This is a genomic window from Cellulosimicrobium sp. AB352 (assembly GCF_049538415.1).
Classification (GTDB): domain Bacteria; phylum Actinomycetota; class Actinomycetes; order Actinomycetales; family Cellulomonadaceae; genus Cellulosimicrobium; species Cellulosimicrobium funkei.
In genome coordinates, this window is record NZ_JBMVFX010000001.1 from 296,345 (window position 1) to 320,699 (window position 24,355).

The following is a 24,355-nucleotide window of genomic DNA, read 5'->3' on the forward strand; positions in this document are numbered from 1 at the left end:
CGGGACCTCCAGGCATCGTCAGCTGCGCCGGATCCGCTGGGCGAACAGGTCGAGTACGGCGAGGATCCCCTCGTGCTGCCAGACGCGGTTACGCCGGAGGCCGCTGCGCTCGCGAAGGACCCCCGCGTCGGCGAGCTGGCTCAGCGCTCGCTGGGCGGTGACGTCACTGAAGCCGAGGTGGTCGCGGAGGAACGCCGCGTTGATCACCGGATGGGCCACGAGGTGCGGCACGACGCTCCAGGCGGAGGCCTGGGGCCGTAGCCCGAAAAGCTGTTCCCGCGCTGTGGCGACCTGTCCCGCGAGGTCGTCGACGAGCCTCGCTCCGGCCGTCGCGGCGAACCTGCTCGCGCGGGAGAGCTGCTCGACGATCGGCCAGGCGTCACCGGCGCGGAACGCGGTGAGCGCGTCGAAGTAGGCCTCGGTGTCGATGAGGAGGCCCGCGGAGACCGGGGCGATGGTGTTCCGCGTGAGGCCCTTCGAGCGCAGCATGGCGTGCACGAGGGCCCGGCCGGTGCGGCCGTTGCCGTCCGTGAACGGGTGGATCGTCTCGAGCTGCGCGTGCGCGACGGCGGTCTGGACGAGGACGGGAAGGTCCTCCCGGCGGACGAAGGCCATCAGGTCCGCCATCGCTCCAGGGACGAGCTCTGGCTGGGGCCCGACGTGGGTCGCGCCTCTCGGGCTGATGCTCGACGAGCCGACCCAGACCAGAGTGCCTCGGTAGCGCCCCGCGTGGTCCTCCCAACCGGGCTGCCCGGCGAGGAGCTCGCGGTGCATCGTGAGGATCGAGGCCTCGTCGAGCCGGTCGGCGAGGTCGATCGCGGCTTGCATGGCCCGGACGTTCGCGACGACGGTGCGTGCGTTGGTGCTCGCCGTCAGGTCGATCTCGGCGAGCGCGAGCTGCTTGGCGCCGACCGTCAGGTTCTCGATCTGCGACGAGGAAGCGGACTCGGTGCGCAGCAGGATCGAGGACATCGGACCCAGGGCGGGGTTGTCCGGCCCGAGCGTTGCGCTGGCGTACGAGTCGAAGCGTGCGAGAGCGGCGGCTGCTTCCTCGGCGTCGGCGGACTGCTGCGGCGTCAGTACGGGGGAGTAGTCCGCGATGGCGGTCGGGATGGTGGACTCGTAAGGTCCCGAGCCAGCCGCCACCTGCGCACGCGTCGAGAGGCCGTCGTTCTCTGCTGTCCAGTAGTGGCTCACGTGAGCTACCGCTGGGACAGCGAGCGCTTGAACTGCTTCCATGGCGTCACGTTACTTACAGTTTCGGCGAAACTGTAAGTAACGGGCGGCGTCAACTATCACTCGAGGGTTCCGCGCTCGGTGTGTCGAACCGCACGGCCTCGGAGAGCGTTTGCGGTCGATGTCGTGCACACGATAGATGCATCATGTATCTATGCCACGCACCACCAGCGCTTCTGCCACGGAGCAGGCGTACCGGCACGTGAAGTCCCGCGTCCTCGACGGGAGCCTGCCCGGCGGGTCCATGACGAGCGAGGGCGAGATCGCCGAACAGCTCGGCGTGAGCCGCACGCCGGTCCGGGAGGCGTTCCTGCGCCTGGAGGCCGAGGGCCTGCTCCGGCTCTACCCGAAGCGCGGCGCGCTCGTCGTGCCGGTCGCGGCCGGCGAGGCCGACGACGTCCTCGACGCGCGCCTGCTCGTCGAGACGCACGCCGCCCAGTCCGTCGTCCGCCTGCCCGACACCGAGCTCGCCACCCTCGTCGCGCTCCTGCGCGACCTCGTCACCGCCCAGGAGGCCGCCGTCGCCGACGGCGACGTCGCGGAGTACGCGACGCTCGACGCGCGGTTCCACCAGGAGATCGTCGCGGCCGGGGGCAACGCGCTGCTCACCACGTTCTTCGTCAGCCTGCGCGAGCGCCAGCAACGGATGGTCGCGCACAGCGTCCGGTGGGACCCGGGCCGGGCGACGACGTTCGTCGCCGGGCACCGCGCGCTCGTCGACGCGCTCGAGGTGCGCGACACCCGCACCTACAAGCGCCGCGTCCAGCGCCACCTCGAGGACGCGAGGGTCGGCCTGTGAGCGCGGCTGCCTCGGACCCCACGACCGAGGCCTCCGCGCCGGGGGCGAGCGCCGCCGTCGGGCCGCGGGCGTGGCTCGCCGTCGCGGCGGTGATGTTCGCCGTCGCGTGGGGCGGCAACGAGTTCACGCCCCTGCTCGTCATGTACCGCGAGGTCGGGCACTTCTCCGCGGTGACCGTCGACGCGCTGCTCGCCGCCTACGTGCTCGGGATCGTCCCCGCGCTCCTGCTCGGCGGACCGCTCTCCGACCGGTACGGGCGCCGCCCGCTGCTCCTGCCCGCCGCGCCGATCGCGCTCGTCGGGTCCCTCGTGCTCGCGGCGGGGGAGTCGTCCGCCGCGCTGCTCGCGACAGGGCGCGTCCTGTGCGGCGTCGCGCTGGGCCTCGTCATGGCCGTCGGCACCACCTGGGTCAAGGAGCTCAGCGACGCGGCCGCCCACGCGTCCGGCGTGCCCGACGGCGGCTCCGGCGCCCGCCGCGCGGGCCTCGCCCTCACGCTGGGCTTCCTCGTCGGCGCCGGCGTCGCAGCGGTGCTCGCCCAGTGGGCGCCCTGGCCCACGCACACCGCCTACCTGCTGCACGCGGCGCTCGCCGTCGCGACCGGCGTCTGGCTGCTGGGCGTCCCGGAGACGCGCGTCGTGCCCGACGGCGGAGCCCGGGGCCGGCTGCGCGACGACCTGCGCGTGCCGGCGGTCGCGCACCGGCGGTTCCTGCGCGTCGTCGTGCCCGTGGCCCCCTGGGTGTTCGGGTGCGCCGGCAGCGCCTACGCCGTGCTGCCGGGCCTCGTGTCCGCCAGCGCGGGCAGCGCGCCCATCGCGTTCTCCGGGCTCATGACCGTGCTCGGCCTCGGCTGCGGAGTCGGCATCCAGGTGCTCGGCCGCCTCATCGACACCCGGCACAGCGCGCGGGCGTCCGTCGTCGCGATGTCCATCGTCGTCGTCGGCATGGGCTTCGGCGCCTACGCCTCGGCGCGGCTCGACCTCCCGACGGCGCTCGTCGCCGCCATGGTCCTCGGGGCCGGCTACGGGCTCGCACTCGTCGCCGGGCTCAGCGAGGTCCAGCGCATCGCGACGCCCGACGACCTCGCCGGCCTGACGGCCGTCTACTACTCGCTCACGTACATCGGTTTCTGCGTACCCGTGGCGCTCGCCGCGCTGTCCGTGCGGTGGACGTACGCGCAGATGTTCCTTGGCGGCCTGGTCATCGCCGCGGTCTGCCTGGTGATCGTGGCGAGCGCGTGGCGCGCGCACCTGCCGACGGGGGAGCGGGACGCCGCGGCGACCTCCGGCGAGACCGACCGCACAGCCCCGACCGGGGCAAACGGTGCTCTGGAGGCGTCACGGATGGGGTAGAGTATCCGAGGCTTCACGGGGTCCGATCCGGTCGGATCTGGCTCGGTGATCCAGCCACGGGCTGTGGCGCAGCTTGGTAGCGCACCTGACTGGGGGTCAGGGGGTCGCAGGTTCAAATCCTGTCAGCCCGACGTAAAAGCCCTGGTGAGAGTAGGTTTCTCGCCGGGGCTTCGTCATGTCCGAGGGTCGTTTCTTGTGGTCCCCCTCTGGTCCCCCCGGCGCGGTTCGAGACGACCGCCTGTGGACGGCCGGACCGCCTCGATCGGCTGCGCGCTCTTACGAGGGATGGCCGGCTTCCGTCGAGGTGAACCGGGCTCCGAGACGCTCCACTCGCTACCGTCACGGATCTCAACGCGCGGTGCGGATCACGCTGAGCGTCGCGCAGGGCGACGGGCAGATAGCGTGGGCTCAGCAGAGCGGGCTCCGAGGCTTCGGATGACCGCAAGGATCAACGGAGGCGACTGGTGCGCATTGTCTCGTACCGTCAGGGGTCAGGTCGTCCGACACAGACCGCGCGCGGGAACTTGAACGAGCTGGTGATGCTGATGGAGGCGGCCGTCGCACTCGCTAACGTCGAGCGCTGGGTGCAGGAATCTGTGTCTGCCGCGGCTCGCGCGAAGACCGGCTCATCAATTCTGACGGACGCAATCAAGAATACCGGCAAGCGCGACTCGTACGAGGTCTCTGTGGTTGACGGTTTCATGCGCCTCGGCGCCATCAACTTTGCGGCACATGGTTCGGAAGCAGTTTGGGAGCGTACCTTTCCAACAGGGAAGAAGGGGCGACCTCTATCGGTTGATGTCTGTCTTTTCAACGGCAAACGAAAAGAGGAAGCACGAGTCGAGTTCGGGCTATACACCCTCAGTAAACTGAGGAGCGATGCGAAGAAGCTAGCGATAGATCTGTCGGCGCCGGAACCGCACGATGTCTCGAACTTTGTCATGCTCTGGCGGACGCGCGAATCGGGTGTCACCGCGACCGACAAGACTTGGCGAGACACCTGCGTCAAGGATGCGGCGAGCGTGACCACGACTGCTTTCGATGTCAAGATGGAAGTGGCGTCGGAGCAGGACATGTTTGTCGCCGGGAGCGCGGACCGGCGCAAGGTGCAGGTCGCACTCTTCTCTGTCATTGCTCGAAATGCGCCGGGCGATGCGACTGCACCGGCTGGAGCCGCCATCGATCTGCCGCTCTGAGGGCTCATTCACCGTCCTCAACTTCGTGCCAGGGCAATCGCACCGGCAAATCGTGCTTGTCAGCCGAGTCGATCGCGATATCAATCATCGCGGGCGGGTATGCGCTGCCAGCCGGGTGTCACGGTCCGTAGGTCCTGCCCGGGGGTCCACGCTCGGACCTGGGAACGAACGAGCGCTCCCGGATGGGAGGTGCCCCAACCCATCTCTCGGTAGACGTCCTTTCCTGTGTTCTCGACCCAGATCAGCGATTTCCGCTCGGTGGTGAGCCAGACCTGCAGGAAATCGGCATCGATCAGGAGCTCGTTCTGGCCGACGTTGACGGAATGCCGTAGAACGGCGATGAGCCGGCCGCTCGTGTCGGTCCATCCGTTGCGGCCGTTCCAGTGGAGAGTGCCCGGTGCGGGGCCGAAGAACTCGGGAGCGGGGGCGTCGAACGAGATCGTTTCGAGGTTGCCTGGCGCGTACTCGTTTTCGCCGAGCAGCTCCCACACCGCTGGGCGTGTCGGAACGCTGAGAGGGTCCGTCCACTCGTGCTCCACCACACTCAGCGTTGCACGGTGGTGGTGCCCAAACGGGTACTCGCCGACGTACCCGTTGTAGCTCATGGGTAGCCGGGACATCCCGAGGCTGTTGATCAAGTCACGTCCTTCGATTTCGCCAAGGGCAACGGGAAGATCGTCGGTGCTCACCAGGTGGGTGTAGAGGTTGGTCCAGACGTGGTGGGTGCGCTTCATGCTGTCGCCGGTGAGGTCCCAACTGTATGAGCCCGACACGACGATAAAGGGGCGTCCGTCTCGTTCGGCGGAGGTCACGTCGATAGTGGGCAGGTCGGAGTCATCGGCCACCCATTGGGCGTCAGGTCTTCCGATCTTCGCATCCCAGTTGTAGGCCGGAACCCAGAGACGGGGCGCATCGCTCGCGGGTTCGAACTCGGTTACTGTGGGGTCGACCTGCCGGACGATGGAGGATTCGGGTCCGGGAACAGCCGGCGGCGGGGCTTCCCAGGAGCTCCTGGTCTTGGGTGCGTGGTCGGACAGATGCCCGATGAGCCGGTTGAGTGCGATCCATTGGTACTTCTTGCCAATCCGTTCGATCCACTTTGGTTTCCCACGTCCAGGCCCGTATTTTCCCAGGACGTAGTCGTCGAAGTTTGAATGCAGCCGGGGTCGGTATCCGAGCCGAATGACCTCTGCCACCACCCATCGCGCGCTGGCCGCGACGTCGACACCTGGCCGGTCACGCAACTCGGGCGTGAGCTGGTAGGTGAAGAAGTCGTCTGTCGTGGTGGAGTGCACGAGCTTCGGGTAGTCGCGATTGTCGTAGGTGGCGATGTCCTCTTCCGTGGGCCAGTTCAGTGGCCAGGTGCTGGTGTAAGGGGGGCGGAAATGTTCGGGCGTCACCTCTACGGGGAGCGCTTCGCGATCGAGTGCCGCTTCGAGAATGCAGCGGGCGGCGTCGCGAACGGCGGCGTTGGGGGTGAGGTCTGCGGAGCGTGCGAAGAAGGCGGCCGAGACGATCTCGGCGGCAGCGCCCCAGTCCGCGTCGCTACCGCTAGCCAGCAGCGCCGAGTAGGAGACTTGAAGCGCGCGCTCGACGATCCACTCGTCGTCGACGGTGCAGAATCGTTCGAGCAGGGCGGCAGCCTGGTGAGGGTGATGCGCAAGCAGGCGGGCTGCGGCGATCGTGGCTGGCTCGCGAACGCGGCGATCAGAGGCGCTAGTCGTCCATAGCAGTGCGGTGATCCACAGTCGGGTGGTCTCCGTGCCGACCTGGTCGAGCGGTTTCTCGCCTCCCCAGCGGATCAGGCGGTCGACCGCTCCGCTGGTGCCGTGACTGGTGTGCAGCCACCCGGCGAGGAACTGATCTCGGGTCGACATGGTGAGTTCACTGAAGAACTCATGGAGAAAGTGGGCGTTGAGCGGGTGGCCGGGGCGAGCTGCGAGCCTGAACAGCATCGTGAGGCCTGCGTCGAAGGTGTCACGGCGATGCAGAGCGTTGGTGATGATGCTGCCCGTGTCGGGAGTGATGGAGGACACAGATCGCCACGCTGTGCCGGCGATGACGGCAGCGTCGCGCGCGACGGTGTCGGTGATCACGGCGGTGAAGGCGGTCAGTTCGAGCCCGAAGCGTTCGGCGACGACGACCGAGGTCGCTTCGAGGAGTCCGACGTCGATGGTCGCGTCGAGTCCGATGAGCTCCCCGAGGCGACCGGACAACTGGGCGCGGACGCCATCTGCGTCATTCATATGAGCGAGCGCATCGGAGACGATCAGGTGGTGGCTGATGCGCTCGAAGGTGATGGTGATGATGTCGGTGCCGTAAGGGCTGCTGTCCGGTATAACGTCTTCTTCGACAAGACCCTGTGCGATGAGTCCATCGAGCAGCGACTTCTCCGCACTGTTGTCAGACCAGATCGGGTTCAGCGCGGCCTGCGCGGCGAGGCGGGTGAGCGGGGCTCCGCCCTGGTCTGCGATAGCGCCGGCCAAAGCGTGCATCGCGCGGTGAACGATCTGGTCGGACACCGATGCGTCGACGCGATTACTGACGGCCTCGTTCGCGTGGTCGAGGACCATTTTGGTGAGCTCGCCCAGCCCCATATTGGCCTGGTCGAGCGAGAGTCGGCCATCGGATTGCAGTGCTTCGCAGACCAACCGGAGGTAGAGCGGGTTATCGAACTCGCCGTGGATCGGTGGTGACGTCGGAGGTTCGAGACTGTAGAACGCGGCGTACTCGCTGACCGCCTCGAACTCGACACCCTCAAACCCCGTGTGCTCGAACCGAGGAATACACACGCCCGGCGGAAGGACCTGATTGACGTAGTGGGTGCGTGCGGTCAGCAGCAGCCGAATGTGCGGGTGCCTGGTGACGATGGAGATGAGGCGATCGAAGTTGTCCCGCCACATCGACCGGGGGCGCGTGTCGTTGAGCGCGTCGATGACGAGGAGGGTGGGTGCTCCTGCGGCGCGCGCACTTTGGTCCAGGAGAGCGATCGTCTCCTCGGTGGTCAGGTCGGCCGGCATCTGGAGAACGTCGCGGAGGTGGATGAGTAGGTCGTGGTCATTGAACCAGCGACCGTGCATCACGATGCTGGGCAGGCCTCTCTGAAGACGGCGGGCGGCGGCATCGAGGGCGAGGTAGGTCTTGCCGATGCCGGCGGGTCCGGTCATCAGCGCAACTTGAGAGCCGGCGAGCGTCCCGAGGGGGCTGATGAGGAGCTCGGCTGCAATTTCGAGTTTGCCGTCCAAGTCACGGAGAGCATCGACGGCTTCCGCCGGGAAATGGACCATGTATTCGCTCTGGTACTGCCTCCAACCGGCGGTGTCCCAGTTCTCGTGCGTGGCGTTCATCCGTTCGACCTCGACGGCCTCCTGCTCCCTGACCACAGCGATGGCGTCGGTTAGCGTCTCGTCGAGACCTCGGAACTCAGCGTCGGACCGGGTGCGCACCCAGGCCTTGAGGGCGTCGATGACGGTCGTAGCGGCGCTGCGCGCGGCGCCCAGGTCAGCGGCCGTTGCATCGTTTCCGGCGTGCTGCAGGCGTCGTGTCGCTTCCGTGAGCTCATCGACTTGGCCGAGGACGGCCTGCCACCACTCATCGTCAGAGCAGAGCGCAGCGATGCTTCGAGCGGCGGGAACGTTCACGTTCAACTCTGGCGTGTATCGAGGTCTAGCAGCGTCGGTCGCGTCCTGCAGTCGGTCGATCCACCACTGTTGGGAGAGCACGTCGGCGTCGAACCAGTACCGCCGCTGGGCACCGGAGGTGTCCAAGCGGGTTAGGCGTGCAGCAGTGTTCGTCGCCCATTCGAACTCGAAGGTGACGGTCATGCCGCGGTCGGCCGCCATCGTCTGCCAACCCTCGAGCCAACCACCAGGGTCATTTATCTTCTCCAGTAGCGACTTTCCCTTGCCGCCCGTGGGGCCGGTCGGGTCGGCGGGGATGGCGATGGTGTACTTGGTGAGATCCGGGTGGTTGGTGAGGGCTGCTTTGACGGATGCGTCGAGCTGCGACTTATCGACGTCGGCGTGGCTGGCCCAATACTTCGCTTGCCAGCCGTGCTCGGCGCCGCCGGGAAGGGTCCAGTAGCACTCGACGCCTCCATCGCCTCCGGCTCCGTGAAGGGACACGAACTTCGCGGCGGCGTGCGGGGGCTCTTGCGCGACCAGCTCGCAGATGAGTTGCTCGTATCCGTCGCGCTGGCCTCCCGCGCCCAGCGAGCGCACGCGCGCGAAGTCGATATCCGGAATGTTCATACGGACCCCTCGCTGGCCTGGAGATCAACGGCGGGAGTGAGGGAAAGGTCGGTCAGGGCTTGCCAGAGACCCGCATCGATGGCTGCGGGGGTGGGTCCCCGATCGACTACCTCGAGTAGCTCCCCGGCGAGTGTCAGGCCGGTAGCCTCTTGCAGCTCCAATTTGACTTGTGTGACCAACGTGTTTAGGGCGGCCCCCAGGACCGGCCCCACGGAACCTGGAAGTTGTGCGACTGCGCTCTGGCCAGTGATCCCTATTCTGTCCAGCTCGTCGATCTCTGGCGCCGGTACCGTGGACGGCCATTCGGTCGGCCGCCTTCGATGCAGGGCTAACGCCCATGAGGCGCGGGCTACGCAAGTGGCCAGCTCGTGGACCTTCGCGGTCGCGGCATTTACCGTCGGTGCCAACGGGAGTCCGGCTGCCGTGAGGTGCTGTTCGAGAGATTCGCCCGCCAGTGGGAGAACAGGTTGCTCACCGTAGTGCGCCATGATCACGGCTAGCGGAAGCGGTCGGACGCCATCGACTGCGAGCACCCATACGTTGCAGTCGAGAGCGCGACGCGCTTCAGCGTCGATGTTGGCCAAAGCACCAACTGCTTGATCCCAATCCTGTAGCCCCGCTGTCACCAACCATCCTGTCTGATCGATGTTGCTGGGGAAGGGCGCGGGATCCGACACCGTGCGCAGAACGGCGCCGGGAACGGCGGCTTCGATCACGGACAACACCGTGCGTTGTTGCTGCTGGGCTGCGATTGCCGAGGATGCCGTGATGGCATCAACTGTGGTGTGGTCGCCGAATCGAACTGAGCGCCAGGCGTCGGGGTCCTTTGCGGCGCTGATCGCGGCCCGCGCCAGCCGTTCGAGTTCACTGCCGAGTGCGTCGGGGACCGGTTGATCGAGGCCGAAGTATGTCGGTGTCAGCGATCGCGCGTGTTCGACCTTGGCGGCTGCATCTCGAAGCGACATCGCTACCGCGACTCGATTGTCGTTCGTCCTGAGATTACTCAGTGCTTGCGCGGCGGCCCCGAGTGCTTGCGAGACCGGGTCGTTTTGTCGTTGAGCATCATCCTCGCTGGCGTGGGAGTTGGCTCTTTCCTTCAAACCGTCCTTCGGTTTGGAGGCTAGTTCGCCGGCTCGCTCGCTTGCAGCTTGCACACGCTCGGCCCAAGCTTGTGCCTGGTGAGACGGGTCGTTGGCCCGTAGGCGGAAGGCGCCCTCCCTTGCAAGATCGACCAGTGCCTGGGCAATCTGCGCCTGTTCGAGGAGCAGGGCTGTCCATGTCGGTGCCGCTGACAACATCCGGATGGCTCCCTGGAAGCCGACATTACGTCGGACTCCAGCACGCTCCTTGAAGACCTCACGTGCTATGCGCTTGTAGCCCGGCTCAAACCCGCCAGCCTTATAGCGCCGTCCTGATGGCGTGATGGTGATGACCTCGACATGACTTGCTTCAGGGCACGCGAACGCCAACTGCCGCGCCAACGTGACGACGAAATCGTTGAGGGCATCGCTGCTGCCTGCCCACGGTGCGTCCCAGGTCATGCCGGGCGACTGCTCCTGAATATCAAGACCATGCATGACCGTCACGGACGGATCAGCCTCCGCCTGCGTCGTCAGCGCCACGGCCGAAGGTTCGGATCGCGCGACCACCAGGGCACGGTGCCCCACCGGTCCGAACGTAGCTTCTCGGTCCTCGGCGGAGACGAAGGGAGTCAGAGCATCGATCAGATGCGCCCACGCGTCGGCTTGCGTTGCGTCGGTCGGCTCGTCGAACTCCCGGAATACCGTCGTAGCCTCCGATGCATTGAGCGGCACCGTTCCCGCCAGAGCTTCCAAGAGACGCACGGCCTCGACAAGAGTTCCCGCATTGAGCAGGCGCATGACGAGGGCCGAATCGAGATGCGTGGTGATGGCTTCCAGTATTGGCGAAGTACGCGGCGGCAGCGCCCGCGCGATCCGGGTCATCTGCGTAGCCGCACGATCGAACGCCGGCGAGCCGATCGGATCGAGGGTCGTGTCCTGGTTGCGAATTCCATAGACGAATGGAGCTATCAGATTCGGCGAGACCCCAGAAGGCGCGAGGCGTCGAATGATCGGGAGACAGGTCTTGGCGTAGGCGACGTTGTCCGCGCGCTCGGCTCCTTCGAGGAGTTCGGCCACCCCCGAGGTGGTGGTATCCGGCGCGTTGAGATGACCCGCAACCGCGTCGGCAACAGCGACGACGGTCTCTGGAAAGCGTTCGGCTGATCGACGTAGCAACCAGCCAGCTTCGTTGGCAGGTAGCAACCGAGCTATGACGCTAAGGGTGTCACCGAGCGTGGGGGGTGGGGCGTCGTGAAGCAGAGTGGTCAGTGTCTGTGATCGAAGCTCGTGGAGGCCTGTCCAGACGTCGCCGTGGTCGAGAATGACATGCTCGTTCTTCAGTGTCGACAAGGCGTCACCGACCGCGCGATTGCTCCCAGCAACGGTCGCGAGTGCATCTCCGAGCATTCGGGCAGTCAACGACAGGCCAACTGCGTGAGCTGCGAGAACAAGGCGAGCAGCCTCTCGCTGAATCTCTCGTCCAGGAGCCGCCAGTTCGGCGGCCTGTGAGGCGAGGACCTGTTCCAGGTGCTTGCCTTCGCGCAGCAAGGAGAGAAACTCCATGAGCAGGCCGTTACTGCGCGCAAGGGCTTCTGCGGCGGCCATCTTCGTCGTGAGGCCCGCGCGCTCGATGCGCTCGGCAATCAGCTCAGCGGTGAGGCGGTCGAGCTCGGGCCTGATGACACGTGTGCTGCCGTTCAGTAGACGGGGGCTGAAGTCTTCTTCACGTGCCGCGCCGATGACGAAGACATGGGGAATCTCGCGCAGGGAGGCAACAGCATTCGGCCACGCGCTGGTAGAAGGTCGGCCGAGGCTATCCGCTGCGACGACAACCGGTGAGGTGGCAGTAGCGCGAAGCAGCTCGACATGTCGGAGCAGCAGTTGGGCGTCATCATCAGTAGTCACGCGGGCGACACGAACGACGCGAGCCCCCAGGATCACGTCGCGGCTTGCGCGCCAGAGGAGCACCGATTTGCCCGAACCGGACGGGCCGACGATGACGGTGTACTCGCCTTCTTGAGCCGCCTGTGTGATCTGATCCATCTCGTCGGCCCTGATCACATCCAGACCCTGTGCGATGTGGATAGGCGCCCCGTCCACGCCCAGATAGAACCGGCTGGCGGACGCCACCCTTGCGGTCGAGTAATCCGCGGGACGGCACACGCCTGCGGACACCGCAGCGTCCAAGCCGGTTACGTTGACTGCTGACTGGACCACATGCAGCGCGGTGTCAACGTCGCCGAGCGTTAGCGTTCGAGCCTGACCGAGGCCTAGATGACGTTGGTCTGCACTCGCCATCCCGAAGGCTTCGTAGAGCGCGCCGACAGTGAATGACGCAACGGATGGATGAACACCCTGTTTGTCGCTGAGGAGCGCTTCGGTCTGCTCGCGTAGGTTCCACGGCAACGACACGAGATGGACACGTCCCAGTGCAGTGGTTGCGTCTGTTCGGGTCAGGCCCTGGGCGACGAGAGCGTCAACTAGGGCGATGCACCGCTCAGGCTGTGCGGCAAGTGGTTCGTCCCATCCGGTGAACTTCAGGCCCGAACCGACGCTGCCATCGGTGACGATAACGATCGGGCCGGTCGTCGCACTCATAGCATGCAAGATCGCGTCGCGGATTCTGGAAGTCTCTAGCTGTCCCGCTCCAGCGCTGACCTCCTTCACCTGCACCAAAGTCTCGTCGCCTGCAGCTGTGCGACAGTCGAGGTCCTCGAAGCCTTCGGGAACGAGCGTGGTGAAGGGCAGGACGCCTGCACGAGACATCACAAGCACGTGCACCGAGACGGCAAGTTGCCAAGTGACGCCTGCGACGTTGCGCGAGCCGTGCCTCAGCTTCCCCCACAGCTCTTCGCGGGCGTCGCTGTCCGCAGAGTGTGGCGGCGTCGGAGCGGTGGCATCTCGTGGCGCGGTCGGGCCTCGTCTACGTGGCCTCTTTCGACCCTTGCCAGACGAACCCATGGTGCTTCCCTCGCGAAGGTCTACTCCGGTCGATCGAGCGCGGGTTGCGCTCGACCCATAGAACGACGATAGCGAGGGTCACCGACACCGCAGGCGTCGGCTGGCCCGCAGAAGCACGGGAGAGTGCTTACCCCTTGACTGGGTCAAGTAGCCGCTCGCCGCGCGACGGGGTCGTACGTAGAAGTCGGCGGACGAGGCACCTCGAGAGAGCCCCCTGAGTCCTCTGCGAGGGGGACCAGAAGGGGACCAGAGTCATGGAGACCATGCATGTCGTGACGTGCTCTGCATGATCTGACGCCCGGAGTTACGCGGAAATCGGTCTCGCGGGAGCCATCTGGACGCCTGGGGGTCAAGGGGTCGCAGGTTCAAATCCTGTCAGCCCGACACACGAAGAGGGGCCGGCACCCGCCGGTCCCTCTTCTCGTCGTGCCGTGACCGGACCCGATGGCCGCTTGCTAGGGTGGCCGCGACATGCACCTCATGGCCGCACTCCGTTCGCTGCTCGCCGGGCGCCGGCGAGGGCTTTCGGGTGCCCTGCTGATCGCTGCGCTGCTTCTCGGCATCGTGACGATGCACGCGATGAGCGGGTCATCGACGGCCCACGTCGGGCCTGCGGCGGTCATCGCCGAGACGAGCCACCCTGCGGGCGCACCGGTGGCCGACGACGGCCCCGGGCACCACGAGCAGGGTGGCTGCCTCGACTGCGGCGGGCACGAGATGGCGTCGGCCATGTGCCTCATGGTGCTGGTCGTGCTGCTCGCTCTCGTGCGCCCCGGGCGCGGCCTCCTGGCACGCCTCACCCCTGTCTGGTCCCGCCTCGTCGAACCGGGGCGCGCTCAGCCCTTCGTCGGCCTCGCGCCGTCGCTGCACCTTCTCGGCATCTCTCGGACGTAGGAGCCGCACGCCGTCGACGCGCCTGCGTCGACCGATACGCCCCGCACCTGGGGCGCGTGTGGTTCCTGAGTACCGAGACGAGAGGTCTGTCCCATGAAGTTCAAGAGTGTGCTGGTGCCGGCGATCGCGCTGGTGACCGTCGCGAGCCTGGCGGCGTGCTCGACCGACGACGAGCCCAGGAGCGGGGCGGCGCCGTCGTCCGCCACGACCGGGGCCGAGGAGCAGGACGGCACGGCGGAGGGCGGCACGTCCAACGACCAGGACGTGATGTTCGCCCAGATGATGATCCCGCATCACGAGCAGGCGATCGAGATGTCCGACGTCATCCTGGCCAAGGACGGCGTCGACCCTGAGGTCACGGACCTGGCGAACCAGATCAAGGACGCCCAGGGGCCCGAGATCGAGCAGCTGACCACGTGGCTCGAGGAGTGGGGCTCCCCGATGGAGGAGTCCGGCGCCATGGACCACGAGGCGATGGGCCACGGGTCCATGGACGGGATGATGAGCGAGGAGGACATGCAGGCCCTGGACGCCGCGCAGGGCGCGGAGGCGGGGCAGCTGTTCCTCGAGCAGATGATCGTCCACCACGAGGGTGCCGTCGAGATGGCGCAGACCCAGGTCGACGAGGGCGAGAACGCGGACGCGGTCGCGATGGCACAGGAGATCGTCGGGACCCAGCAGGCCGAGATCTCCACCATGGAAGACCTGCTCGCCTCGAGCTGATCCCGCCCCGCGGGGCGTGCGCACCGACGTGCGCGCGCCCCGCGGCCCATGCCGGAGGGTCGAGCAGCGCGCCGAACGTGCACGGCGTTCAGGTCGTGCGCGGCGACCCTTCACTGCTCATCGGAGCCAATTTCGGGGGTTCGAACCCAGGGCAAGCCGATCCAGGACGGCGTCAGGCCGGTCGAGCGAGCGGGCCCTCCCCTCAGGCATATACCCTTACCGGGTATATGCGGCGGTGGGCCGCGGGTTCCGCCAGCACGACAGGAAGTAGGACAGCCAGGATGTCCCGAGCACATCGCAGCGGGCACGGCGCGACGGCGGTTCGTGACCGAGGTTTTGGCGCGTGACGGCGTCGATCCCGACCGACGAGCGGGGGCGTCGTCCCCGCCCGGCGCGCACGGTGCCCGGCATCACGGCGTGCGGGCTGTGCGCGGGGGAGACGCTGGGCGCGACCGACACCCGCCCGGGCGGACAGCTCGAGCGTCTGCGCCGGATCGCCGAGAGCGGGGACGCGCGCCTGACGGTCGTCGACTGCCTCGACGCGTGCGAGCGCGGGGACGTCGTCGTGGTGCGGCCGGTGCCCTCCGCGCGCGCCGCCGGCCCCGCCTGGTTCGAGCAGCTGGCGGGCGACGAGCTCACCGCCGCCCTGCACTCCTGGATCCGCGCGGGCGGGCCGGGCCTGGCGCCCCTGCCCGACCAGCTGGCCCCGCGGGTGATCTCGACCCAGGCCGAGGTACCACCGCCCCCGGACGTCGCCGCCACGGGGTGAGGGCCCTGTCGCCTACGCTCGGGGCATGCCGACCGTCCTGCTCGTCCGTCATGGCCGCACCACCGCGAACGCGAGCGGCATCCTCGCCGGGCGGGCCGACGGCGTCGCGCTGGACGCCGTCGGGCGTGACCAGGCGGCCCGGGCGGCCGAGCGCGTCGCGGGCGTGCCGCTCGTGCGGGTCGTCACCAGCCCGCTGGAGCGGTGCCGGCAGACCGCGCAAGCCGTGCTCGACCACCAGGCGGACGACCCGGAGTCGTTGACCGAGCACGGGATCACCGAGTGCGACTACGGGCAGTGGCAGGGGCGTGCGCTGAAGGACCTCGCCCAGGAGCCGCTGTGGTCGGTCGTGCAGGCGCAGCCGTCCGCGGCCGTCTTCCCGGGCGGCGAGTCGATGGCCGCGATGCAGGCCCGGGGCGTCGAGGCGGTCCGGCGCCACGACGCGGAGGTCGCCGCCCGTCACGGCGCGGACGCGGTGTGGGCGGCGGTCTCGCACGGCGACGTCATCAAGTCCGTGCTCGCCGACGCGCTGGGGGTGCACCTGGACCTCTTCCAGCGCATCGTCGTCGGCCCGGCGTCGATCTCCGTCGTCCGGTACGGGCCGCACCGCCCGGAGGTCGTGGCAGTGAACACCGACGCGGGCGACCTCTCCTGGCTGCGCAGCGCGGCGCCCGCGGGCGACGCGCCGGTGGGCGGCGGCGCAGGGCCGGGCCAGGCCGACGCCGCGCGGTAGCCGGGCCGACGTCCGACCCGTGGCCGTCCCGTGCGGACGGGCCGTGCGCTCGTAGAGTGAGGGCATGCCCACTCTCGTCCACGAGTACGACTGGCCGGACCGCGTCGTCGTGGGGACCGTCGGGTCGCCCGGTTCCCGCACGTTCTACCTGCAGGCGCGCGAAGGCACGCGGACGACGAGCGTCGCGCTCGAGAAGGAGCAGTCCGCCGTCCTGGCGGACACGATCCAGCGCCTGCTGGACGAGCTCATGGAGGAGCCCGACAACCGGTACAGCGTCCCCGCCGACGTCCCGGCCGAGCTCGTCGACGACGACCCGCTGGACCTCCCGGTCGAGGAGGAGTTCCGCACGGGCGCGATGCGCCTGACCTGGGACCCGCGCACGGCGCAGGTCATCGTCGAGGCGTTCCCGCTCGTGGACGACGACGACCTCGACCCCGAGGCCGACGAGCCGGAGCCCGCCGAGTCGCTCCTCGTCAAGATGCCCGTGGGGACGGCCCGCGCGTTCGCGCAGCGCACGCGCGCCGTCGTGAGCGCGGGCCGCCCCCTGTGCCCGCTGTGCGGCCGGCCGGTCGACCCCGACGGCCACGAGTGCGCGCTGCCCGGCGAGGCGTGACGACCCCGCACGACGACGCCGCCGCGCCGTCTGACGTCGACCCCGCTGTCTCGCCGCCCGGCCTCGGCCCTGCCGTCCCGCCTTCCGGTCTCGAGCCTGCCGGCACCCCGCTCGACGCCGCCCTGACCGAGGGTCCGCTCGACGTCGTCGGGCGGATCCGCGCCGCGTCGAACGCGACGTTCCTCGCCCGGCTGGGTGACGTCTCGGTCGTGTACAAGCCGGTCGCGGGCGAGAAGCCGCTGTGGGACTTCCCGGACGGCACGCTCGCGGGCCGCGAGGTCGCCGCGTACCTCGTCTCGGAGGTGTTCGGCGGGGGAGTCGTGCCGCGCACGTGGCTGCGCGACGGGCCGCTCGGTCCGGGCATGGTGCAGCTCTGGCAGGACGTCGACGCGGCACAGTCGCCCGTCGACGTCGTGCCCACCGACGAGGTGCCGCCCGACGGCGTGCGGACGGTGCTGGAGGGCGTCGACGAGGACGACCGCCCGGTGAGCGTCGTGCACGAGGACTCGCCGGCGCTGCGGCGCATGGCGGTGCTCGACGCCGTCGTGAACAACGCCGACCGCAAGGGCGGGCACGTGCTGCCGCTGGCGGACGGGCGGCGCCTCGGCGTCGACCACGGCGTCACCTTCCACGTCGAGCCCAAGCTGCGCACCGTGCTCTGGGGCTGGCTCGGTGAGCCCCTCGCCGACGACGAGCTCACGGGCGTCGAGCGCGTGCGCGCGGGCCTCGACGGCGACCTCGCCCACCGCCTGCGCGGTCTCCTCGCACCCGACGAGGTGGCCGCCCTCGCGGAGCGCTGCGACCGGCTGCTGCGCACGGCACGGTTCCCCGCACCGGAGGGCGACATGCCCGCCGTCCCGTGGCCGCTGTTCTGACCTCCCGGGCGAGCGGCACGCGCCCCGGGTAGCGTCACGACGGATGAGCCATCTCCCCGACCCGTGGGTCTCCACCGGTACCCTGCCCGGGCGCGACGTCGTCGAGGCCGCTCTCGACGACGCGTACGAGCGCTTCCGCGACCTCGACGAGGGCACGGTCATCGAGGACGTCCCGGCGCTCGCGGGTGCGGAGCCGGACCTGTTCGGTGTGGTCTTCACCGACACGGCGGGTGCGGAGCACGCGCGCGGCGACGTGCGCCACCGGTTCTCGATCCAGTCGATATCGAAGGCGTTCGTGTACGCGCTCGTCTGCCAGGAGATCGGGCACGACGCCGTGCTGGAGCGGGTCGGCGTCGACAACACGGGCGTGCCGTTCGACTCGGTCCTGGCCATCGAGCACGGCGAGGGGCACCCGATGAACCCGATGGTCAACGCGGGCGCGCTCGCGACGACGGGTCTGGTCCCCGGCGACACGGACGACGCCCGGTGGGACTTCCTCGTGCACGGTCTGTCGCGGTTCGCCGGGCGCGCCCTCGACGTCGACGAGGAGGTCTACCGGTCCGAGTCCCGGACGAGCCGGCACAACGAGGGGCTCGCCTCGCTGCTCGCGAGCCACGGGCGTCTGCACGGTGACCCCGGGGCCGTCGTCGATCTCTACACCCGGCAGTGCGCGCTGCGCGTCGACGCCCACGACCTCGCCGTCATGGGCGCCACGCTCGCCAACGGCGGCGTCAACCCGTCGACCGGCGAGCGCGTGGTCGAGGCGGGCATGGCCCGCGACGCGCTCAGCGTGGTGGCCTCGACGGGCATGTACGAGAGGTCGGGCGAGTGGCTCTTCGAGGTCGGGGTGCCGGCCAAGAGCGGCATCTCCGGGGGCATCGTCATGATGTCGCCGGGGAAGGGCGCGGTGGCGGCGTTCTCCCCGCGGCTCGACGACGCGGGGAACTCCGTGCGCGGCCGCCGCGCGGGCGCCCTCCTGTCGCGCGCTCTCGGGCTCGACCTCTTCGCGTCCCGGCCTGCTGGCACGCGCTCCTGACCAGGCTCCCGCGCCGCCCGTCCTGCGCCGTCACGGACCAGCCCGCTCAGCGCCCGTGGGGGTCGGACGCGTTCAGGGTGCGCACGACGTCGTCGTAGTCGCCGCGCGCCTCGCCGAACCGCAGGAGCTTCACGCGCTCGACGAGGATCTCGTGCGCGTCGGGCTGCGTGCGCAGCAGCTCGACGACCTCGGTGACGAACTCGTCCAGCGGCATGGCGATCGCGCTCTCGCGCTGACCCGGCATGAGGTCGGTCGCCACCGACGGCGGGACGAGCTCGACGACGTCGACGCTCGTGTCGGCGAGCTGGAGCCGCAGCGCCTCGCTCAGCATGTGGATCGCGGCCTTCGACGCGTCGTACGTCGGCGTGGCCGCGAGCGGAGCGAACGCCAGCCCGGACGACACGGTGACGATCGTCGCGCGCGGCCGGGTCTGCAGGTGCTCGACGAACGCGCCGACGAGCCGGATCGGGCCGAGCACGTTGGTCGTGACGATCTGCTCCGCGGTGTCGAGGAAGCCCTCGGGGTGGTGCCAGTCCTCGGTGCGCATGATCCCGGCCATGGTGACGAGCGTGTCGAGGTCGGGGTGGCGGTCGAGGACCTCCTTCGCGGCTGCGGCGATGCTCTCGGGGTCGGTGGTGTCGATGCGCACGGTGTCGAGACCGGGGTGCTCGACGGCGATCCGCTCCAGGAGGTCGGTGCGGCGCCCGCCGACGACGACGGTGCTGCCCTGCTCGTGCAGCGCGACCGCGAGCGCCAGCCCGATACCGCTCGTCGCGCCGGGGATGAAGACGGTGCTGCTCGTGATGTCCATGCCTCGATCCTGGGCGCCCGGCACGCGGCGCGGCAGAGCCCGGTGGACGGGGGACCGGCGATCCCTGGCACGGGCGCCGCGCACCCCGGACGATGGGCGCATGGACCGCGCCGCGCTCGCCGACTTCCTCCGCCGTCGCCGGGAGGCGCTCCAGCCGGGCGACGTGGGGCTCCCGCCCGGGCTGCGCCGTCGGGCACCGGGCCTGCGCCGCGAGGAAGTGGCGCAGCTCGCGCTCATGTCGACGGACTACTACACGCGTCTCGAGCAGCAGCGCGGGCCGCAGCCGAGCACGCAGATGCTCGCGTCGATCGCGCGGGCCCTGCGCCTGTCCGACGACGAGCGCGACTACCTCTACCGGGTCGCCGGGCACGGGGTGCCCGACCGGGCGACCGATCCCGGGCGCGTGGCTCCCGCGCTGCAGCGGGTGCTCGACCGCCTGGACGACACCCCGGCGCTGATCCTCGACCCGCTCGCGCAGACGCTCGCGCAGAACGACCTGGCGCGCGCGCTCTACGGCGACGCGTCGGCGTACTCGGGGTGGGACCGCAGCGAGATCTACCGGTGGTTCGCCCACCCGGCGACGGCGCGGGCGATCTACCCGGCGGACGACCGGGACCGGCAGGGCCGCGCGCTCGTCGCGAGCCTGCGCTCGGCCGTGGCGGTGCTGGGCGCGTCGTCGCGCGCGGGCGAGCTGGTGCGGGTGCTGTCGCGCACGAGCCCGGAGTTCGTCGCGCTGTGGGACCGGCAGGAGGTGGCGCGCCGGTTCGTGGACCACAAGACGCTCGTGCACCCGGTGGTCGGGGAGATCGAGGTGGACTGCCAGGCGCTCACCACGGAGGACCAGCTCCAGGTGCTCCTCGTGCTCACGGCGGCGCCGGGCACGGAGGCGGCGGACAGGATCCGCCTGCTCGGGGTCGTGGGCACGCAGGACCTCGCGGTGCCGTCGTCCGGCCCGCAGCCCTCCTGACGCCTCAGGGGTCGAGGCGCCGGCGCAGCAGGCAGAACACGTTCCCCTCGGGGTCGGCGAGGACGTGCCACGGCTCGTCGCCCGTCTGGCCGACGTCGGCGGGCCGCGCGCCGAGGGCGAGGAGCCGCTCGAGCTCGGCGTCCTGGTCGCGGTCGGTGGGGTTGACGTCGAGGTGCAGCGGGAGCTTGCCGGAGCGCGGGTCGGTGCTCGGGCTGAGGATCAGGGTCGGCTGCGGGCCGCCGAACCCGACGTCGGGCGGGCCGATCTCGATCGACCCGTCCTCCTCGCGGTCGAGCTCGACGTAGCCGAGCACGTCGCACCGGAACCGGGCGAGCAGCTCGGGGTCGGCGCAGTCGAGGACCAGCTCGCTGATGCGGGACGCCATGCCTCGCAGCCTACGGGGCGCCCCGTCCCGGCACCCGGCGGGTGACGCCCGATCGTGGCACCCTGGCCGTCACACGTGCGGCGAGAGAGGGAGCGGGATGGGTCTGGGCAGACGGCGGTCGGGCAAGCGGGCGGACGAGCGCGCCGAGGAGGCTCCCGCCGCGGAGCGCGTCGCCGTCGCGGAGCGTGCCCCTGCCGGGGAGACCGACACCGCTGCGGACCGGGCCGACGCCGTCGAGCCCGCGCGCCCGGTGGGGGCGTCCGCGCTCTGGTCGGACGGCCTCGGTCGCGCGGGCACGCGCTCGGTGCAGGTGCTCGCCCTGGTCGCGCTCGTCGCCGTCGCGGTGTTCGCGGTGACGCGGCTGACGCTCATCGTCATCCCGGTCCTCATCGCGCTCGTGCTCGCCGCGGCGATCTCGCCGCTCGTCGGGCTGCTCCGGCGCAAGGGCGTGCCGTCGTTCCTCGCGACGGTCGTCGCGCTGCTCGCGCTCGTCGTCGTGCTCGGCGTGGTGGTGTGGCTCGTCGCGGCGGCGGTCGTCAAGCAGTGGCCGGAGCTGCGCGACCAGGCCGTCGAGGGCTTCGACGAGCTCCAGACCTACGTGCAGAACCTGCCGTTCGACATCACCGAGGAGCAGATCGCGTCGGTGCGGGACTCGCTCGTCGGCCTGCTCCAGTCCGACGCGGTCGGCGCCGGGGCGCTCGCGGGCGCCTCCCAGACGGTCGACTTCGTCGCCGGGTTCTTCGTGATGATCGTCGTGCTGTTCTTCTTCCTCAAGGACGGCCCGGCGATCTGGGAGTTCCTGTTGCGTCCGTTCGAGGGCGCCCGGTACGCGCGCGGGCAGCGCATCGGCGAGACGACGGTCCGCACCCTCGGCGGCTACGTGCGCGGGACGGCGATCGTCGCCGCGGTGGACGCCGTCGCGATCGGCATCGGCCTCGCGATCGTCGGGGTGCCGCTGGTCCTCCCGCTGTCCGTGCTCGTGTTCCTGCTCGCGTTCATCCCGCTCGTGGGGGCCACGCTCGCGGGCGTCCTGTGCGCGCTCGTCGCGCTCGTCGCCGTCGGGCCGGTCGAGGCGCTCATCGTGGTCGCGATCGTCATCGCGGTGAACCAGCTCGAGGGCGACCTGCTCCAGCCCGTCGTCATGGGCCGCACGCTGCGCCTGCACCCGCTCGTCATCCTCATCGCCCTCACCGCGGGCACCGTGCTCGCGGGCCTCACGGGCGCCGTGCTCGCCGTGCCCATCGCGGCGTCGATCTGGCGCGCGATCCAGGTCTGGGACGGACCCGACCTCCCCGCGCGGTTCGCGCGCCAGAAGCGGCACGAGACCGTGGACGGCGCGCCGGCGTCGTCGTCCTGACGGCGGGCGCTGGGCGGGCTCACGCCCTGGCGGTCCCCGCGCGCGCCCAGAGGGCGGCGAACTCCGCCCCGTCGATCGGGTGGACGTCGCCGGTCCCGGCGAGGTCGTCGTCGCCGAACGGCTGGTCCGTGAGGAACCCCGCGTCGTCCTCGACGACCTCGTCGTACGCGTACCGGCGCCAGGTCCCGTCCTCCAGCCCCACGACCTGTCGCACGGCGACCACCTCGCCCGCGAGCGGCACGCACGCCCACGCGTAGGCCCGCCCGTCGAGCTCGCGCCCGCTCGCGAGGTAGCACCAGCGGTCCGCGTGGTCGGCCGCGCGGCGGAGCGTCGCGACGCTCCGGGCGAGCGCGTGCGACGCGGCGTCCTGGTCGGTCTCGATGTCGCCGTGCTGCACGGGGACCAGTGTGTCACCGCGGGGGGCGGCACGACGGGCGTCGTCCCGCGCCGCGCGCGAGGATCGGGACGACGGTCCCGCCCGGACGACCGAGGAGCGACGCATGGCCGACCCCGACGCCCCGCAGCAGGTGCGCGTGCCGTCCGGCACGCTCGACGACCTCGCGCGCGGCACGACGACGGCAGGGGCGCTCGCGTTCTTCGACACGCTCGCGCCCGTCGACGGCGAGGCGCTCCCGGGGTTCTGGTGGGGGTCCGGGCTGCCGACGGGGCACGTGCTCGACGGCGCGCTCGAGGCGCTGGGCTGGGCGGGCAAGCGGTTCGAGCCCGGCGGCGACGCGCACCCCCTCCTGTTCGACGGCGCGGGTCGCTGCCTCGTGGACGTCAACCCCGCGTTCGTGCCGCTCCCGCTCGTGCTGCGGGCGGCCCCGGCGCTGCGCCGACCGCCGGTCGCCCGGGTCGTGCGGGCGTTGCTGCCGCTCACCCGGACGCGGTCGCCCCGGGCCCGGGTGCGCGCCGTCGTGCACCGGGGCGTGGTAACCGCGGCGATGACCTACGACGCGCTCCCGGTCGAGGACGCGCTGCGCGCCGTCGGAGACGACACGCTCGTGGGGTGCATGGAGGCGCGCGGCATGGGCCGCCCGTTCTTCTTCGTGCTGCGGCGTGCCGCGGGTCAGGACACCTTGCCCTGGAGCAGCCGCCGCCAGTAGATCGTGGGCTGCAGGTAGCGGTCGAACAGCAGCAGGCTGCGGCGCGGGCGCGCGAGGTCGACGACGCCGAACCCCGGGTCGGGCCGACGGTCCCGGTCGAACTCCGCGAGGAGGAGGCGGTCGCGCGACGTCGTGACGGGCGCGACCGAGTAGCCGTCGTAGCGCTGCATCGGGGTGCCGCGCCGTCGGGCCTGGATGTTGCGCGCCACGACGGGCACCTGCCGGCGCAGGGCGCCGCCCGACGGCATCGCGTCGACCGCCGCGGCGTCGCCGAGCCCCCAGACGCGCGGGTGCGCGACGTGCTGGAGGGTCTCGGGGTCGACCGCGACGAACCCGTCGCTCTCGGGGGTCGCGAGCCCGCTCGCGGCGACCCACGCCGGGGCGCGGTGCGGCGGCGCGACGTAGAGCGCGTCGTAGGAGACCTCGTCGGTCCCGTGCGGCCCGCGGAGCCGGACGGTGCGGTGGGTCGCGTCGACGGACACGAGCGACGTCGCGGTGCGCACCCGCACGCCGTAGCGCCGCGCGGCGGCGCGCAGCGCGGGCTCCGCGCGCGGGTCGTCGACGAGGCGCGGCGACTCGACCGCGAGCTCGACCCGGATCGCGTCGAGGACGCCGGTGCGGCGCCAGTGGTCGGCGGCGACGAACAGCGGTTTGAGGCCCACGGGGAAGCACGGCACGTGCCGGTCCGAGATCGCGAACACCACCGTGCCGGAGGTGAGCGACGACAGCAGCTCCCACGTCTTCGGCGCGAGGTCGGGCAGGTAGCTCGTCGCGGCGAACGGCGTGCCCATCGCCTGCTCGGCGCCGGGCACGGCGTCCCAGTCGACCTCCGACCCCGGGCAGACCGCGAGGTCCCCGTAGCCGAGCGTGCGCCCGCCCGCGAGGTGCACGAGCGAGCGCTCGGGATCGACGCTGACGACGCGGTCGGGGTAGACGCGCACGCCGTCGGGCACGACGTCCTCCTGCGGCCGCGTGAGGTCGTCGAGGGTCGCCATGCCCGACGCGACGTAGGAGAGCAGCGGCCGGTACTGGTGCGTGGTGCGTGGGTCGACGACGGCGACGTCGGGGCAGCCGTCGCGGCGCAGGCGCCCGGCGAGCGAGAGCCCGGCGTTGCCGCCGCCGAGGACGAGCACGTCGTGGCGTGCCGGTGCGTTCATGGCGGGTCCGATCTGCCGGGGGCGGGTCGCTCCACGCTACGGCCGGGTCAGTGGGCTCG

Annotated in this window: 20 protein-coding genes and 1 tRNA gene; 14 read left to right on the forward strand and 7 right to left on the reverse strand. The window is 70.2% G+C overall.

Going from position 1 to position 24,355, the window contains the following annotated elements:
* Window positions 1–18: 18 nt before the first annotated feature.
* Window positions 19–1,197: a Fic family protein gene (locus ACPCUX_RS01340; protein ID WP_249355902.1), complete on the reverse strand. Its 1,179-nt coding sequence runs from the start codon at window positions 1,195–1,197 to the stop codon at window positions 19–21.
* Between the two features lie 193 nt (window positions 1,198–1,390).
* Between ACPCUX_RS01340 and ACPCUX_RS01345 the strand changes: the two genes are divergently transcribed.
* The 4 genes from ACPCUX_RS01345 (at window position 1,391) to ACPCUX_RS01360 (ending at window position 4,580) form a co-directional block, all read left to right on the forward strand.
* Complete coding sequence (locus ACPCUX_RS01345) at window positions 1,391–2,035, forward strand: GntR family transcriptional regulator (protein WP_423388011.1); 645 nt, start codon at window positions 1,391–1,393, stop codon at window positions 2,033–2,035.
* Complete coding sequence (locus tag ACPCUX_RS01350) at window positions 2,032–3,384, forward strand: MFS transporter (RefSeq protein ID WP_423388012.1); 1,353 nt, start codon at window positions 2,032–2,034, stop codon at window positions 3,382–3,384. Before ACPCUX_RS01345 ends, ACPCUX_RS01350 begins: the two co-directional genes overlap by 4 nt.
* Before the next feature lie 57 nt (window positions 3,385–3,441).
* A tRNA-Pro gene (locus tag ACPCUX_RS01355) sits at window positions 3,442–3,515 on the forward strand.
* 408 nt (window positions 3,516–3,923) lie between these two features.
* Complete coding sequence (locus tag ACPCUX_RS01360) at window positions 3,924–4,580, forward strand: hypothetical protein (RefSeq protein WP_423388013.1); 657 nt, start codon at window positions 3,924–3,926, stop codon at window positions 4,578–4,580.
* A gap of 80 nt (window positions 4,581–4,660) precedes the next feature.
* Here ACPCUX_RS01360 and ACPCUX_RS01365 read toward each other — a convergent pair whose 3' ends face one another.
* Both ACPCUX_RS01365 and ACPCUX_RS01370 read right to left on the reverse strand, forming a co-directional pair.
* Window positions 4,661–8,830 carry a hypothetical protein gene (locus ACPCUX_RS01365; protein ID WP_423388014.1) on the reverse strand — a complete coding sequence of 1,390 codons (4,170 nt, stop codon included), beginning with the start codon at window positions 8,828–8,830 and terminating at the stop codon, window positions 4,661–4,663.
* Window positions 8,827–12,678, reverse strand: coding sequence for a hypothetical protein (locus ACPCUX_RS01370; protein WP_423388015.1), 3,852 nt, complete (start codon window positions 12,676–12,678; stop codon window positions 8,827–8,829). Before ACPCUX_RS01370 ends, ACPCUX_RS01365 begins: the two co-directional genes overlap by 4 nt.
* Before the next feature lie 774 nt (window positions 12,679–13,452).
* On the opposite strand from ACPCUX_RS01370, the gene ACPCUX_RS01375 reads away from it, so the two are divergent.
* From ACPCUX_RS01375 to glsA, 7 genes are all read left to right on the forward strand, one after another.
* On the forward strand, window positions 13,453–13,767 hold the full coding sequence (locus tag ACPCUX_RS01375) for a hypothetical protein (RefSeq protein WP_423388016.1): 315 nt from the start codon (window positions 13,453–13,455) through the stop codon (window positions 13,765–13,767).
* Window positions 13,768–13,860: 93 nt separating this feature from the next.
* Window positions 13,861–14,490, forward strand: coding sequence for a DUF305 domain-containing protein (locus ACPCUX_RS01380; RefSeq protein WP_423388017.1), 630 nt, complete (start codon window positions 13,861–13,863; stop codon window positions 14,488–14,490).
* A gap of 343 nt (window positions 14,491–14,833) precedes the next feature.
* Window positions 14,834–15,259 (forward strand): hypothetical protein, encoded by a 426-nt coding sequence (locus tag ACPCUX_RS01385; protein WP_415296005.1) that lies wholly within the window; start codon window positions 14,834–14,836, stop codon window positions 15,257–15,259.
* Window positions 15,260–15,284: 25 nt separating this feature from the next.
* On the forward strand, window positions 15,285–15,989 hold the full coding sequence (locus ACPCUX_RS01390) for a histidine phosphatase family protein (RefSeq protein ID WP_423388018.1): 705 nt from the start codon (window positions 15,285–15,287) through the stop codon (window positions 15,987–15,989).
* Window positions 15,990–16,053: 64 nt separating this feature from the next.
* A complete protein-coding gene (locus tag ACPCUX_RS01395; protein ID WP_034652290.1) occupies window positions 16,054–16,602 on the forward strand; it encodes a DUF3090 domain-containing protein in 549 nt (182 codons plus the stop codon).
* Window positions 16,603–16,724: 122 nt separating this feature from the next.
* A complete protein-coding gene (locus tag ACPCUX_RS01400) occupies window positions 16,725–17,477 on the forward strand; it encodes an SCO1664 family protein (protein WP_144723320.1) in 753 nt (250 codons plus the stop codon).
* A 43-nt stretch (window positions 17,478–17,520) separates the two neighbouring features.
* Window positions 17,521–18,513, forward strand: a complete 993-nt coding sequence (gene glsA / locus ACPCUX_RS01405) for a glutaminase A (RefSeq protein ID WP_085387907.1) — start codon at window positions 17,521–17,523, stop codon at window positions 18,511–18,513.
* Between the two features lie 46 nt (window positions 18,514–18,559).
* Here glsA and ACPCUX_RS01410 read toward each other — a convergent pair whose 3' ends face one another.
* A complete protein-coding gene (locus ACPCUX_RS01410; RefSeq protein WP_423388019.1) occupies window positions 18,560–19,324 on the reverse strand; it encodes an SDR family oxidoreductase in 765 nt (254 codons plus the stop codon).
* Window positions 19,325–19,424: 100 nt separating this feature from the next.
* Between ACPCUX_RS01410 and ACPCUX_RS01415 the strand changes: the two genes are divergently transcribed.
* Entirely contained in the window at window positions 19,425–20,291 is an 867-nt protein-coding gene (locus ACPCUX_RS01415) for a helix-turn-helix transcriptional regulator (protein WP_423388020.1), read from the forward strand.
* 4 nt (window positions 20,292–20,295) lie between these two features.
* On the opposite strand, the gene ACPCUX_RS01420 is transcribed toward ACPCUX_RS01415, so the two are convergent.
* Complete coding sequence (locus ACPCUX_RS01420) at window positions 20,296–20,676, reverse strand: VOC family protein (protein WP_423388021.1); 381 nt, start codon at window positions 20,674–20,676, stop codon at window positions 20,296–20,298.
* 97 nt (window positions 20,677–20,773) lie between these two features.
* On the opposite strand from ACPCUX_RS01420, the gene ACPCUX_RS01425 reads away from it, so the two are divergent.
* Complete coding sequence (locus tag ACPCUX_RS01425; RefSeq protein ID WP_423388022.1) at window positions 20,774–22,033, forward strand: AI-2E family transporter; 1,260 nt, start codon at window positions 20,774–20,776, stop codon at window positions 22,031–22,033.
* 19 nt (window positions 22,034–22,052) lie between these two features.
* On the opposite strand, the gene ACPCUX_RS01430 is transcribed toward ACPCUX_RS01425, so the two are convergent.
* Window positions 22,053–22,430 (reverse strand): hypothetical protein, encoded by a 378-nt coding sequence (locus tag ACPCUX_RS01430; protein ID WP_423388023.1) that lies wholly within the window; start codon window positions 22,428–22,430, stop codon window positions 22,053–22,055.
* A 103-nt stretch (window positions 22,431–22,533) separates the two neighbouring features.
* On the opposite strand from ACPCUX_RS01430, the gene ACPCUX_RS01435 reads away from it, so the two are divergent.
* Window positions 22,534–23,139 carry a DUF4334 domain-containing protein gene (locus tag ACPCUX_RS01435; protein ID WP_423388024.1) on the forward strand — a complete coding sequence of 202 codons (606 nt, stop codon included), beginning with the start codon at window positions 22,534–22,536 and terminating at the stop codon, window positions 23,137–23,139.
* Here ACPCUX_RS01435 and ACPCUX_RS01440 read toward each other — a convergent pair.
* Window positions 23,103–24,296 (reverse strand): NAD(P)/FAD-dependent oxidoreductase, encoded by a 1,194-nt coding sequence (locus ACPCUX_RS01440; protein WP_423388025.1) that lies wholly within the window; start codon window positions 24,294–24,296, stop codon window positions 23,103–23,105. The two genes, ACPCUX_RS01435 and ACPCUX_RS01440, sit on opposite strands and share 37 nt — an antisense overlap.
* Window positions 24,297–24,355 lie beyond the last annotated feature (59 nt).